Source organism: Achromobacter sp. Root83, assembly GCF_001428845.1.
Taxonomy (GTDB): Bacteria; Pseudomonadota; Gammaproteobacteria; order Burkholderiales; family Burkholderiaceae_B; genus Achromobacter.
In genome coordinates, this window is record NZ_LMIU01000012.1 from 318,811 (window position 1) to 332,373 (window position 13,563).

Below are 13,563 nucleotides of genomic sequence, written 5' to 3' on the forward strand. Positions count from 1 at the left end.
GGAAAGGCAGAGATAGATACCACCGTACAGGGAGAGTTTTTGTGTCTGCTTCATTCCAAACGCGCTTGCGCGCTCCGCTGACCGCCGGCCGCATGGCCGTGCTGGCCGCCACCTGCGCAGGCGCGCTCGTGGCCGCCGCGCCGTCGGCCTGGGCGCAGTCCGCTCCCGCCGCCGCCAGCGCCCAGCGCAGCTACCAGATTCCGGCGGGTCCGCTGGCCGACGCGCTGACGCAGTTCGCGCGCAGCGCGGGCGTCGTGCTGTCGTTCGACCCGGCACTGGTGCGCGGGCGACGTTCGGAAGGTCTTGATGGCGCGTACTCGGTGGGGGCGGGCTTTGCCCGCATCCTGTCGGGCAGCGGCTTGCAGGCCCGCGCGCAATCGGGCAATACCTGGACGCTGGCGCCCGCGCCGGTGTCAACGGGCGATACCCACACGCTGGCGCCGGTGACGGTGTCGGGCATGGCGGAAAGCGCCTTGGCGCCGACGGTGGGCTATGTGGCCACCGCCAGCGTCAGCGCCACCAAGACCGACACGCCGCTGATCGAGACCCCGCAGTCGGTGTCGGTGGTGACCCGCGAGCAGATGACGGAGCAGGGCGCGCAGACGCTGAACCAGGTGCTGCGCTACACGCCGGGCGTGGCGACCGAGTCGCGCGGCGCGACGGCGACGCGCCTGGACCAGTTCACCGTGCGCGGCTTTTCGGCTTCGACCTACCTGGACGGACTGCGCGTATTCGGCGGCCGCGATGCGCTGCCGCAGGTGGACGCCTTCCGGCTGGAGCGCGTGGACGTGCTGAAAGGGCCGGCGTCGGTCATCTATGGGCAGGGCGGCCCGGGCGGCGTGGTCAACCAGATCAGCAAGCGGCCCACGGAAGAGACGCTGCGCGAAGTGGAGGTGCAGGTCGGCAACTATGATTTCCGCCGCGCCAACTTCGACTTCGGCGGTCCGATGGACGAGGAAGGCAAGTACCTGTACCGCCTGGTGGGCTCGGGCTATATGTCCGATGGCCAGGTCAACGACACCAAGGAGCGCCGCTATTTCGTTTCGCCGGCGTTCACCTGGCGGCCCAGCGGCGATACCTCGCTGACCGTGCTGACCAACTTCCAGCGCGACCCCGACATGGGGTCCTACGGCGCCGCGCCGGCGATGCGCACGCTGCTGTCGGCGCCGGACGGCTTCCGGCTGCCGGCTGACTACTACGACGGCGACGCCAACTTCGAGAAGAGCGACCGCAAGAGCTACTCGCTGGGCTATGTGCTGGACCACCGCTTCAACGACACGTTCAAGGCCTCGCAAAGCCTGCGCTGGACGCATTCAGAGGCAAAATACCGCAGCGTCTACGGCGCGATGACCAACTTCTACGGCTACACGGACAGGACCTACCTGTACCACCAGCGCGCGTCCATCGCGACCGACGTGGATGTGGGCGCGCTCACCATCGACAACAATCTGCAGGCCCGCTTCAACACCGGCAGCATTGGCCACACCGTCTTGCTGGGCTTCGATTACCAGCACGTCAAGACCGACACGCTGTCCGGCTTTGGTTCCGCTCCGGCGCTGTACGTGAAAGACCCCGACAACCGCCAGAACATTCCCGTTCCGGCCTTCTCGTCGGACGCAACCACCACGCAGTACCAGACCGGCCTGTATTTCCAGGACCAGATCAAGATCGACCGCCTGTCGGTCTTGCTGGGCGGGCGCTACGACTGGTCGCGCAATGTGGGTGAAACCACCACCATCGCCACCGGCCGCGTCGCGCCGTCGGCACTGAATGCCGAAGCCTTCACGGGCCGGCTGGGCGCGATCTACAACTTCGACAATGGCGTGGCGCCGTACTTCAGCTACTCGGAGTCGTTCGAACCGCAGTCGGGCACGGGGTGGAACAACACGCCGTTCAAGCCGATCGAAGGCACGCAGTACGAAGTCGGCATCAAGTATCAGCCGCCGGGCACCGCCACCATGCTGTCGGTGGCGGCCTTCGACATCCGCCGCGAGAACATGACGACCACCGACCCGGATCCGACGCACCTTTGCGGCACGGCCGGCGGACGCTGCTCGATCCAGGCGGGTGAGTTGCGCACGCAGGGCATCGAACTCGAGGCCAAGACCGAACCCGTGCGCGGCCTGACGCTGCTGGCCGCCTATTCGGTGATGAACAACGAATACTCCAAGGCCTATCCCAACGCGTCCGGCTTCGACCTGACCGGCAAGACGCCGGTGGCGGTGCCCTCGCAACAGGCGTCGGCGTGGGCGCGCTACCAGCTTCAGGAAGGTCCGCTCGCGGGCCTGGGCGTGGGCGGCGGCGTGCGCTATATCGGTTCCTCGTACGCGAACGAGGCCAACACGCTGAAAGTGCCCAAGGTCACGCTGGTCGACCTGATGCTGGATTACGACATGGGCCGGGTGTCCCCGTCCTTGAAGGGCATGCAGGTGGCGCTGAACGTGCAGAACCTGTTCGACAAGGAATACATCGCGTCATGCTCGGGCGAGTCGTGGTGCTGGTTCGGGTATCAACGCTCGATCAAGGCCAGCCTGCGCTATCGCTGGTAAGTGGCAGAAAGGGCGGCCCGGGCGGGCCGCCCTTTCCGTTCAGCGGTGCATTCGTTTTAACGAGAATGGTTATAATTCAGCCCGCATGAAAGCTTGCGGCCGCGTCCGCGCCGGGCCTGAGTCCGATTCAGACAAAAAGAGATATCGACAATGATGTACGCAAAGACTTTGGCCGCCATCGCCCTGTTGGGCGCCGCGGGCGCCGCGCAGGCGCATTTCGTGTGGCTGGAACGCAGCGCCGAAGGGCCCGCCAAGGCCTACTTTGGCGAATGGGCGGACGACGTGCGCGAAAAGCGCGACGGCCTGCTGGGCAAGATCATGGGGGCGCCCGTCGTGACGGGGCCGGATGGCAAGGCGCTGAAGGTTTCGGGCGAAGGCGCCGACTTTGTCGAGTTCGCCGCGGCGGGCAGGGGCGATGTCCGGCTGAACCTGGCCTACCAGTTCAAGGACACGCTGGTGCATTACGGCGCCCGGGCGGGCCGCGAGGACACCCAGGGCAAGCTGGATCTGGAGCTGGTGCCGTCGTCGGCCGGCGCCAACGCGTTCGTGCTGCAATTCAAGGGCAAGCCGCTGGCCAAGACCGAGGTCACCGTGTTCGGTCCGCCGAAGTGGGAAAAGCGTTTCCGCAGCGACGATAACGGCCGCATCGACATCAGCACGCCCTGGCCCGGGCAGTATGTGCTGGAGGCGGCCCACGTGGAAGACAAGGCGGGCGAGGCCGATGGCAAGTCCTATGCCCGGATCCGCTACGTTTCCACCCTGACCTTCAACGTGGCCAAGTGAAAGCTCCCGCAGCCGGCGCAGGCATGATGCGCTACCGAATGGCCGTCTTCTCCCGGGCGGCGGCCGCCATCCTTGGCGGTTACGTGCTGGCCTCGGCGGCTGCGGCTTGTCTGGCCGTGTGGCTGCCCATGGGGCGGGCCGATGCCGTGACCACGGCCGAAATGCTGTCCTTCGTCGTCTACACCTGTGGCGTGATCTGGGTGTTCGCAACGTGCACCGCGTGGCGCGCCTGGGCCGGCGTGCTCGTGCCGGCCGCGGTGCTGGGCGGCCTGTTCCTGGCCGGCCGCATGCTGGGGGCCGCATGAAGGCAGCCAACACCAAGATGCAGGGCGAAGAGGGCCTGCGCCAATCGATGTCCTGGCTGCACACCTGGGCCGGACTGATCTTCGGCTGGGTGCTGTTCGCGATGTTCCTGACCGGTTCGCTGGCGTTCTTCCGGCCCGAAATCACGCGCTGGATGCAGCCCGAGATCCAGGTGCAGCCGGGGCCCGCCGTTCAGGCGATGGACACGGCGCAGCGCTACCTGAGCGTACATGCGGCGGACGCCAAGCGCTGGTTCATCACGCCTCCGACGGATCGCGAGCCGCTGATCCAGCTCCTGTACCAGGTGCCCAAGCCCAAACCGGGTGAACGCGGCTTCGTGCGCGTGAAGCTGGACCCGGCCACCGGGCAGGCCGTCACCGGGCGCCAGACGCGCGGCGGCGACTTCTTCTACCGCTTCCATTTCGAACTGGAAACCGCATTCCCGTGGGGGCGCTGGCTGGCCAGCATCGCGGGCATGTTCATGCTGGTGGCGATCATCAGCGGCATCATCACGCACAAAAAGATATTCACCGACTTCTTCACCTTCCGGCCCAGAAAGGGCGGCCAGCGCGCCTGGATGGACGGGCACAACGCGCTGTCGGTGCTGGGGCTGCCGTTCCACCTGATGATCACCTTCAGCGGCCTGGTGCTGTTCATGGTGATGCTGATGCCGGCCGGCATCCAGGCCGTGTACGAAAGCCCGCGCCAATACACGGACGAGGTCTTCAAGTCGTTCAAGGTCACGCCGCCGCTGAACCAGCCCGCGCCGACGGTCCGTATCGCGCCGCTGGTGGAGCAGGCCCAGGCGCATTGGCAGGGCAGGGTGGGCCGCGTGACGGTCAACAACCCGGGCGATGCCGGCGCCAACATCACCCTGGTCCGCGATGCCGCCGACGGCGTGTCGTTCGGCCGCCTGGCGCCCTACATGCGCTTTGACGGCGTGACGGGCGCGCTGCAGGAAAGCGAGGACGATCTCAGCGCCACCGTGAAGACCGCCGGCGCCATTACCGGCCTGCACCTGGGGCTGTTCGCCGAACCGCTGCTGCGCTGGCTCTATTTCCTGGTCAGCCTGGCGGGCACCGGCATGGTGGGCACCGGACTCGTGCTGTGGATCGCCAAACGCCGCCAGAAGGCCCGTCCCGGCGATGCGCGCGAAGCGTTTTCGCTGCGCCTGGTGGACGGCCTGAACGCGGGCACGATCGCGGGCGTGGTGTTTGGCGTGGCGGCTGTGTTCCTGGCCAATCGCCTGCTGCCGGCGGACATGCCCGGCCGCCAGGTCTGGGAAGTGCGCGCCTTCTTCTCCGCCTGGGGGCTGTCGCTGGTCTACGCATTCCTGTTCCAGCGCCGCAAATGGCAGGACCTGCTGGGCGTCGCGGCGGCCGCGCTGGCCCTGGTGCCGGTGGTCAACGCGCTCACCACGTCGCGGCATCTGGGCGTGTCCCTGCCCGAGGGCGATTGGGTCATGGCCGGTTTCGACCTGACCTGCCTGGCCAGCGCCTTGCTGTTCGGCTGGATGGCCCGCAAGGCCGCCCTGGCGCGGAAGGCGCCGCGCAAGGCGCCGGGCAAGGCGCGTGCCGACCGCTCCGCGGCGGTCAGGACCGCAGTCGCCGCGGCCGGTTCCCCTGGCGCCCAGCCGTCTCCCGCCCAGCCCGCGCCGAGCCGGGCCGTTTATGAACCGCGAGGTGATACGCCATGACGCTTGCCGCCTTCTGCCTGGCCTACGCAGGGTTCTCCGCGCTGTGCCTGGGCATGGACCGCCACTACGAAGACGTCTTCGACCGCGCCTTGCCGCGGCGGCACCGCGTGCCGCTGCGCGTCTTCGGCTGGATCGCGCTGGCGCTTTCCTTGTGGGCATCCGCCGCGGTCTGGGGCTGGAGCTACGGCACGGTCGAATGGATCGGCATCCTCAGCATCGCCGGCCTGCTCCTGATCTGGTTCCTGACCTTCCGGCCGCGCGCCGCGTTGACCGCCGGCGGCCTGTGCGCGCTGGCCGCGCCGGTGCTGGCCGTCCTGTAGCGCCATCCGGCGGCCGTGCGCGGGCAGGGCGGCGCCCCGGCACGTTACACTGGGCGCTTCCCCTAGCAAACGCCTCTTCGCCCCATGAATACCCGCGTCCTTACCGGCATCACCACCACTGGAACTCCCCACCTTGGCAACTACGCGGGCGCGATCCGTCCAGCGGTCCAGGCCAGCACGCAGCCCGGCGTGGACGCATTCTTTTTCCTGGCGGATTACCACGCGCTGATCAAGTGCGACGACCCGGCGCGAGTCGCCCGTTCACGCCTGGAAATCGCGGCCACCTGGCTCGCGGTGGGCCTGGACCCCGAGCGCGTGACGTTCTACCGGCAATCGGACATCCCTGAAATTCCCGAACTGTGCTGGCTGCTGACCTGCGTCACGGCCAAGGGCTTGATGAACCGGGCGCATGCGTACAAGGCCTCGGTGGACCAGAACGTGGCCAAGGGCGTGGATCCCGACGACGGCATCACCATGGGGCTGTTTTCGTACCCGGTGCTGATGGCCGCCGACATCGTCATGTTCAACGCGAACAAGGTGCCCGTGGGCCGCGATCAGATCCAGCATCTGGAAATGGCGCGCGACATCGCCCAGCGCTTCAATCACCTGTATGGCCGCGAATATTTCTCGCTACCGGAAGTGGCCATCGAAGAAGACGTTGCGACCTTGCCGGGCCTGGACGGCCGCAAGATGTCCAAGAGCTACAACAACACCATTCCGCTCTTCGAAGGCGGTGCCAGCGCGCTGCGCGCGTCGGTGATGCGCATCGTGACCGATTCGCGCGCACCCGGCGAACCCAAGGACGCCGAGGCCTCGCATCTGTACACGCTGTATCGCGCGTTCGCGACGCAGGCGGAGTCGGCGGTCTTCCGCCAGCAGCTTGAAGCAGGCATGGGCTGGGGCGATGCCAAGCAGGCGCTCTATGACCACCTGGAGGCCTTGCTGGCCCCGATGCGGGAAAAGTACATCGACCTGATGGCCAACCCCGGCCGCATCGAAGACATCCTTCAGGCCGGCGCCGCCAAGGCCCGCAAGCAGGCCGTGCCGTTCATGCAGGAATTGCGCCAGGCCGTCGGCCTGCGCAACCTGGGCGCGGCCGCCACCGCGGGCAAGGGCGCCTCGGGCAAGAAGGACAAGCCGAAGGGCGCGCGCTTCGTCAGCTTCCGCGATGAAGACGGCGGCTTCCGTTTCCGCCTGCTGGCGGCCGACGGCGAAGAGCTGCTGCTGTCGCAACGCTTCGCGGATCCCAAGGAAGCCGGCGCGTTGATGCGCCGCCTGCAATTGGAACCGGCCGATACGGTCCTGCAGGCCAACGAGCAGGGCTATGCCGCCCTGGTCGACGGGGTGGCCGTCGCGACGGCGCCGTCCGGCGCGCAAGGCGAACCCGCCGCGCTGCTGGCGCGGGCGCGCGAAGCGTTGCTGTCGCTGTCGCAGGAATAGCCGGTCAGGGTTGGCGGCGCTACGCGCCGCCAGAAGGGCCGAACACAGGCCCTGGCTTCAGGCCAGGCGTGCGCTGGCCACGATGCGGCCGTCGCGCACCAGGAAGCGCTGGGTGTTGCCCTGGCCCGCGATTTCAAGCATGTCGCCGTCCGAGTAGCCCGTGACGTTGGGACAGTCCAGCCATTCCGGATTGATGAACGGAAAATACTTCAGCGTGCCGCTGCCCTGGCTGGCGAAATCGAAGGTGGTATTGGCGACCACTTCCGGATCCCATTGGCTGGCGTCGAAGGTCAGCGCGCAGCCGGTGCCGATGCGGTAGATGATGCTGGCGCCCATGCTGGCGAAACCAAGCGCGCCGACGTGCAATTGCGCGCCGTCGCGCAGTTCGATGACTCGGCTGCCCAGGCGCTCCAGCGTGATGTGCTTGAAGGTGACTTCGGCGCTTTCCACGATCAGGTGCGAATACTGGCCCAATGTGATTTCGGCGAAGATGCCGCTGGCACCTGCATCTTTTTCGGTGATGACCGCGGTTTCATTGGCGGCAAGCGTGAGGGTACTGGGCATGGCGGAAGGCTCTCCGTTCTATCAGGGGGGGCGCTATTGTTTTTGTGCTGCTACCCGATAGACGTTTCGCGCCGCGGCTCGCCTGATCGTGGGTCTTGCGTCGCCGGACTACCGCCCTTGCGGTGGTTTTTATTATTTGGACACAATTAGATATTTTCGCTTATTTTCCTGAATAAGCCTTGAGAGATCGCAACGAAAACGGCCTTTTACGGGAAAGCCCTAGGCCCGGCCAATAGGGTGGCCGACAAAATACAAATGCCCGGCGCCGCAGGGCGCCGGGCATTTGCTTTCAACGTGGGAATCAGCGCTTGAGCTTGGCGAAAGCGTCCGCCATGGCGCTGTTCGCCGCGCCTGCGCCGCCACCCGCATTGCCGCGGCCGCCATCGCCTTGGGGACGGCGGCTGGAGCGGTCGCCGCCCTTGGGGGCGTCGCCGCTGCGGCGGGCCGGGGCGGCGGTGTCGTTCATGCGCATGGTGAGCGCCACGCGCTTGCGCGCGGCGTCCACTTCCAGGACCTTCACGCTGACCGTCTGGCCCACCCGCACGACGTCGCGGGGATCCTTCACGAACTTCTCGGCCAGGGCCGAAATATGGACCAGGCCGTCCTGGTGGACGCCGATGTCGACGAACGCGCCGAAGTTCGCCACGTTGGTCACGACGCCTTCCAGCACCATGCCCGGGTACAGGTCGTTCAGCGTTTCCACGCCTTCCTTGAACTGCGCCGTCTTGAACTCGGGGCGCGGATCGCGGCCCGGCTTTTCCAGTTCGGCGAAGATGTCCTTGACCGTGGGCAGGCCGAAGCGCTCATCCGTGAAGTCGGACGGCGACACACCCTTGAGGGCCTCGCGCTGGCCGATGATCTGCTTCACTTCAGCCTTGATCTTGGCCACGATGCGCTCGACCACCGGATACGCCTCCGGGTGGACGGACGAGGCGTCCAGCGGGTTGTCGCCGTTGGGGATGCGCAGAAAGCCCGCGGCTTGTTCGAAGGCCTTTTCGCCGAAACGCGGCACCTTGCGCAGGATCTCGCGTGTCGGGAAGGCGCCGTTCTCGTCGCGCCAGGCCACGATGTTCTTGGCCAGCAGCGAGTTCAGGCCGGACACGCGGGCCAGCAGGGCGGCGGAAGCGGTGTTCACGTCCACGCCCACGGCGTTCACGCAATCTTCGACCACGGCATCCAGCGAGCGCGCCAGCTCGCGCTGGTTGACGTCATGCTGGTACTGGCCCACGCCGATGGCCTTGGGATCGATCTTGACCAGTTCGGCCAGCGGATCCTGCAGGCGGCGCGCGATGGACACGGCGCCGCGCAGGGTCACGTCCAGGTCGGGGAATTCCAGGGCGGCGGTTTCCGAGGCGGAGTACACCGAGGCGCCGGCTTCGGAGACCACCACGCGGGTTACCTTCAGGTCGGGGAAGCGCTCCATCATGTCGCCCACCAGCTTTTCGCTTTCGCGCGAGGCGGTGCCGTTGCCGATGGCGATCAGGTCGACCTTGTGGCGCGCCACCAGCGCGGCCAGCGTGTTGATCGTGCCATCGCGGTCGCGGCGCGGTTCGAAGGGGTATACGGTGGTGGTGTCGACCACCTTGCCGGTCTGGTCGATCACGGCGATCTTGCAGCCCGTGCGGATGCCCGGGTCCAGGCCCAGCACGGCCTTGGGGCCGGCGGGGGCCGCCAGCAGCAGATCCTTCAGGTTGGCGGCGAACACGCGGATCGCCTCGGCTTCGCCGCTTTCGCGCAGGCGGCCGACCAGTTCGCTTTCAAAGGCCGTCAGCAGCTTGACGCGCCACGTCCAGCGGCAGACTTCGCCAAGCCAGCGCGCGCGCGGCGTCGCGTCCAGTGCGAACAGGCCATTGCCCAGCTTCAGGAAGTTGGCGATGCGGGCCACGCAGGGGTGCGGCGTTTGCGCTTCGAGGTCGGCTTCCAGCCCCAGGCGCAGTTCCAGCACGCCTTGCTGGCGGCCGCGCAGCAGCGCCAGGATGCGGTGGGACGGCAGGGTGCGCAGCGGTTCGTTGAAGTCGAACCAGTCGCGGAAGTTGGCGCCCTCGGTTTCCTTGCCGTCGATCATCTTGGAATAGATCAGACCGGTGGACCACAGGTGTTCGCGCATGTTGGCCAGCAAGTCTGCGTTTTCCGCGTAGCGCTCGGCCAGGATGTCGCGCGCGCCGTCGAGCGCCGCCTTGGCGTCGTTGATGGACGCTTCGGGGTTCAGGTACTGCGCGGCCAGCGCGGCGGGGTCGCAGGCCATATCGGCCAGGATGCCGTCGGCAAGCGGTTCCAGGCCTGCCTCGCGGGCGATCTGGGCGCGCGTGCGGCGCTTGGGCTTGTACGGCGCGTACAGATCTTCCAGCCGCTGCTTGGTATCGGCGGTGGCGATTTCCTGCTGCAGTTCGGGCGTCAGTTTGCCTTGCTGCGAAATGGATTCAAGGATGGATCCACGGCGCTCTTCGAGCTCGCGCAGGTAGCCCAGGCGGACTTCCAGGTTGCGCAGCACGGTATCGTCCAGGCCGCCGGTGGCTTCCTTGCGATAGCGGGCGATGAAGGGCACGGTGGCGCCGTCGTCCAGCAGTTCCACCGCCGAAGCGATCTGGGAGGCGCGCGCGCCAAGCTCGGTTGCAAGCTGCGCGACGATGCGGGCGTTGTCGACGCCGGCGGCGACGTTCGTGATAGTGGAAGTTTCAGACATCTCTATACGACGACAAAAAGGAAAAACAAGGGGCGGATTGTGCCATAAGCCGCTGTTACAGAACGTGCCCGGGCGGACAGATGTGTCCCTTGTTGCAGCGGCCCGGCGGTCGGCCGCAAGCGCGAAAGCGCGGCCGCAGCGGGTATCATTTGGTCCTTTCCCACATAAGTGTCTGGCGCCCGAACCGCTTGTCCGGCACCGGTTCACCGTTGACCGACACTAGGCTGCCTGCATGCTGGACCTGGATATTTCCGAATTCTTCGACGAGGACGGGCCTTTGGCCACGGCCTTGCCCGGCTACAAGCCGCGTCCTTCGCAGGTGGAGCTGTCGCAGGCCATCGGCCAGGCCATCCAGGACCGCGCCACGCTGGTGGCCGAAGCGGGCACTGGCATCGGCAAGACCTGGGCCTATCTTGTACCCGCCTTCATCCAGGGCGGCAAGGTGCTGATTTCCACCGGTACGCGCACCCTGCAGGACCAGCTCTTCGCGCGCGATCTGCCGCGCGTGCGCGCCGCGCTGGCCGCGCCGGTGACCGCCGCGCTGCTCAAGGGCCGCGGCAACTACGTCTGCCACTACCACCTGGAACGCCTGCAGGGCGACGAGCGCGCGCTGAAGTCCCGCACCGAGATCCAGCAACTGCGCCAGATCCAGGTGTTCGCCGGCATTTCCAAAACGGGTGACCGCGGCGACCTGGCCCAGGTGCCCGAAGACGCCGACATCTGGCAGCGCGTGACCTCCACGCGCGAGAACTGCCTGGGCCAGGAGTGCCCTCGCATCCGCGACTGCTTCGTCGTCAAGGCGCGCCGCCAGGCCCAGGAGGCCGATGTGGTGGTCGTCAACCACGCGCTGTTCATGGCCGACCTGGTGCTGCGCGAAGAGGGCGTCACGGATCTCTTGCCCGAAGCCGACACGGTGATCTTCGACGAAGCGCACCAGTTGCCCGACACCGCCACGCGCTTCCTGGGCAGCAGCGTGTCCACGCACCAGTTGATGGACTTCGGCCGTGCGCTGGAAGTCGCGGGACTGGCCTATGCGCGCGAAGCGGCCAAATGGAGCGACGTCAGCCGCCACCTGGAAACCGCGGCGCGCGAATTGCGCCTGGTCTGTGCGCCCCTGGACAAGATGCCGGGCCGCAAGGCCACCTTCGACGCCATTCCCAACCCCGATGAATTCGACGAGGCGCTGCTGGCGCTGCGCGAAGCCGTGGACGGCGCCGCCAAGGCCTTGGGCGCGGTGGCGGAAAAACATCCGGACCTGATGGCCGCCGCGCGCGCCGGCGCCGAGATCTCGGTGCGGCTCAAACGCTGGGCGACGCCCGGGCGCGCCAATGCCGGCGCGGACGACGAAGGCTGGGGCCGGGACGATCACGCGCCCGTGCGCATGGAGCAATCCGCGCTGGGCGATGGACCCTCCACGCCGGCCGCCATCCTGGAAGGCGCCGCCGCGGCGGAACAATGGACCGGCCCGGCGGTGCGCTGGGTCGAACACGGCCAGCATCATGTGCGCCTGCACTCGGCGCCGCTGTCGGTGGCCCAGGCCTTTTCCAAGTACCGCAAGCCGGGGCAGGCGTGGATCATGACGTCGGCGACGCTGTCGGTCAACGGCGAGTTCACGCACTTCACCAGCCAGCTGGGGCTGGAGCGCGCGCGCACGGGCAAGTGGGAGTCTCCGTTCGACTACCCCGAACAGGCATTGCTGTTCGTGCCGCGCGGCATGCCCGAACCCCAATCGCCGCAGTTCATCGAGCGGTTCGTCCAGACGCTGATGCCGCTGCTGGAAGCAAGCCCGGGCGGGACGCTGGTGCTGTGCACCACCTTGCGCGCGGTGGACAGGGTCGCCACGTTGTTGGCGGACGCCTTCGACGACGCCGGGCATGACTGGCCCTTGCTCAAGCAGGGCGAGGGCACGCGCCGCGATCTGCTCGATCGTTTCTGCAAGCTCAAGCACCCGGTGCTGGTGGGCAGCGCCAGCTTCTGGGAAGGCATCGACCTGCCCGGGGATGTGCTGACCCTGGTGGCGATCGACAAGCTGCCGTTCGCGCCGCCCGACGATCCCGTCATCGAGGCGCGCTTGCGCGCCTGCCGGGCGCAGGGCGGCAATCCGTTCTCCGAATATCAGCTTCCCGAAGCCGCGATCTCGCTCAAGCAGGGCGCTGGCCGCCTGATCCGTACGGAATCGGACTGGGGCGTGCTGATGGTGGGCGATGCGCGTCTTGTCGAAAAGCCCTACGGCAAGCGGCTGTGGCGCGGCCTGCCGCCGTTCGCGCGGACCCGGGAGCTCGAAGAGGTGCTTGCGTTTTACCGGCGCAAGCGCGGACCGGACGACCAATAGCGCCGCCCGCCGCGGCAGGCAAAAAAAAAGCCCTTCAAGCGAAGGGCTTTTTTTCTTCCCATGCGGGTGGAATCAGTTGAAGGGATTCCACCAGCTCTTGTCGGCCTTCAGGCCCTTGGTCTTGAATTCGCTGTTGGGGAAGTTCTTGTCATAGACGCGCTGGGCGTCGTTCTTGAGTTCGGTCATGCCCAGCTTGTCGTAGGACTCGACCATCAGGTAGAGCGCCTCTTCGGTGGCGGGAGCGCCCTCGAAGTCGGTGATGACGGTCTGCGCGCGATTGGCCGCCGCGACATACGCGCCGCGCTCGTAGTAGTAGCGGGCGACATGCACCTCGTTCATGGCGATGGTGTTGACCAGCCAGGCCACGCGCTTTTCCGCGTCCACGGCGTACTTGCTGTCCGGGTAGCGCTTGATCAGTTCGTTGAAAGCGTCGTAAGAGGCGCGCAGGCCCTTCGGATCGCGTTCGGCGGGGTCCTGGCCGGTAAGGTTGCTCATGAAGGCGCTGGCCGGCGTGAAGTTGATCAGGCCCTTCAGGTACAGGGCGTAGTCGGTGCCGGGATGGTTGGGGTAAAGCTGCTGGAAGCGGTCGATGGCGGCCAGGGCCTGCTCGTTTTCGCCGTCCTTCCAGTTGACGTACGCCAGTTCAAGCAGGGCTTGCTGGGCGTAGACACCGAAGGGATAGCGGCTTTCGATGGCGGTCAGGCGCTCGCGGGCTTCCTTCCAGCCGCCCGAGGACATTTCCGCCTTGGCGTCGGCGTAGAGTTGTTCTGCGCTCCAGTTGGTGGTCTTGTCGTATTTGCTGTCGGTGGAGCCGCAACCGGCGATGATCATGACGGCAAATAGCGCGATAACCACGCGCAAAACCGGCCCGCTTCGGGATGCGGGGTTCGAGG

Annotated in this window: 10 protein-coding genes; 7 read left to right on the plus strand and 3 right to left on the minus strand. The window is 66.9% G+C overall.

What is annotated here, in order from left to right; genetic code table 11:
• Positions 1-92 precede the first annotated feature (92 nt).
• From ASE30_RS13815 to ASE30_RS13840, 6 genes are all read left to right on the plus strand, one after another.
• Positions 93-2,549 carry a TonB-dependent siderophore receptor gene (locus tag ASE30_RS13815; protein WP_057285194.1) on the plus strand — a complete coding sequence of 819 codons (2,457 nt, stop codon included), beginning with the start codon at positions 93-95 and terminating at the stop codon, positions 2,547-2,549.
• 150 nt (positions 2,550-2,699) lie between these two features.
• Complete coding sequence (locus ASE30_RS13820) at positions 2,700-3,332, plus strand: DUF4198 domain-containing protein (RefSeq protein WP_057284868.1); 633 nt, start codon at positions 2,700-2,702, stop codon at positions 3,330-3,332.
• Positions 3,333-3,355: 23 nt separating this feature from the next.
• Entirely contained in the window at positions 3,356-3,637 is a 282-nt protein-coding gene (locus ASE30_RS13825) for a DUF3649 domain-containing protein (RefSeq protein WP_057284869.1), read from the plus strand.
• Positions 3,634-5,331, plus strand: a complete 1,698-nt coding sequence (locus ASE30_RS13830; RefSeq protein WP_057284870.1) for a PepSY domain-containing protein — start codon at positions 3,634-3,636, stop codon at positions 5,329-5,331. The genes ASE30_RS13825 and ASE30_RS13830 overlap by 4 nt, the downstream gene beginning before the upstream one ends.
• Positions 5,328-5,651: a DUF3325 domain-containing protein gene (locus tag ASE30_RS13835; protein ID WP_057284871.1), complete on the plus strand. Its 324-nt coding sequence runs from the start codon at positions 5,328-5,330 to the stop codon at positions 5,649-5,651. Before ASE30_RS13830 ends, ASE30_RS13835 begins: the two co-directional genes overlap by 4 nt.
• An 84-nt stretch (positions 5,652-5,735) precedes the next feature.
• Positions 5,736-7,091 carry a tryptophan--tRNA ligase gene (locus tag ASE30_RS13840; RefSeq protein ID WP_057284872.1) on the plus strand — a complete coding sequence of 452 codons (1,356 nt, stop codon included), beginning with the start codon at positions 5,736-5,738 and terminating at the stop codon, positions 7,089-7,091.
• Between the two features lie 57 nt (positions 7,092-7,148).
• Here ASE30_RS13840 and ASE30_RS13845 read toward each other — a convergent pair whose 3' ends face one another.
• A complete protein-coding gene (locus ASE30_RS13845; RefSeq protein ID WP_057284873.1) occupies positions 7,149-7,655 on the minus strand; it encodes a hypothetical protein in 507 nt (168 codons plus the stop codon).
• Positions 7,656-7,956: 301 nt separating this feature from the next.
• Positions 7,957-10,338, minus strand: a complete 2,382-nt coding sequence (gene tex / locus ASE30_RS13850; RefSeq protein ID WP_057284874.1) for an RNA-binding transcriptional accessory protein Tex — start codon at positions 10,336-10,338, stop codon at positions 7,957-7,959.
• Positions 10,339-10,570: 232 nt separating this feature from the next.
• On the opposite strand from tex, the gene ASE30_RS13855 reads away from it, so the two are divergent.
• Complete coding sequence (locus tag ASE30_RS13855) at positions 10,571-12,670, plus strand: ATP-dependent DNA helicase (RefSeq protein ID WP_057284875.1); 2,100 nt, start codon at positions 10,571-10,573, stop codon at positions 12,668-12,670.
• 72 nt (positions 12,671-12,742) lie between these two features.
• Here the strand turns inward: ASE30_RS13855 and ASE30_RS13860 are convergent, their stop codons facing one another.
• Positions 12,743-13,501, minus strand: a complete 759-nt coding sequence (locus tag ASE30_RS13860) for an outer membrane protein assembly factor BamD (RefSeq protein ID WP_235515269.1) — start codon at positions 13,499-13,501, stop codon at positions 12,743-12,745.
• Positions 13,502-13,563: the final 62 nt, after the last annotated feature.

Bases quoted from the DNA above. Each gene is read 5' to 3' on its own strand.
- ASE30_RS13855 (WP_057284875.1), top strand. From the start codon at position 10,571: ATGCTGGACCTGGATATTTCCGAATTCTTCGACGAGGACGGGCCTTTG.
- ASE30_RS13860 (WP_235515269.1), bottom strand. From the start codon at position 13,501: ATGATCATCGCCGGTTGCGGCTCCACCGACAGCAAATACGACAAGACC.
- ASE30_RS13825 (WP_057284869.1), top strand. From the start codon at position 3,356: ATGATGCGCTACCGAATGGCCGTCTTCTCCCGGGCGGCGGCCGCCATC.
- ASE30_RS13830 (WP_057284870.1), top strand. From the start codon at position 3,634: ATGAAGGCAGCCAACACCAAGATGCAGGGCGAAGAGGGCCTGCGCCAA.
- ASE30_RS13840 (WP_057284872.1), top strand. From the start codon at position 5,736: ATGAATACCCGCGTCCTTACCGGCATCACCACCACTGGAACTCCCCAC.
- ASE30_RS13820 (WP_057284868.1), top strand. From the start codon at position 2,700: ATGATGTACGCAAAGACTTTGGCCGCCATCGCCCTGTTGGGCGCCGCG.
- ASE30_RS13835 (WP_057284871.1), top strand. From the start codon at position 5,328: ATGACGCTTGCCGCCTTCTGCCTGGCCTACGCAGGGTTCTCCGCGCTG.
- ASE30_RS13815 (WP_057285194.1), top strand. From the start codon at position 93: ATGGCCGTGCTGGCCGCCACCTGCGCAGGCGCGCTCGTGGCCGCCGCG.
- ASE30_RS13845 (WP_057284873.1), bottom strand. From the start codon at position 7,655: ATGCCCAGTACCCTCACGCTTGCCGCCAATGAAACCGCGGTCATCACC.
- tex (WP_057284874.1), bottom strand. From the start codon at position 10,338: ATGTCTGAAACTTCCACTATCACGAACGTCGCCGCCGGCGTCGACAAC.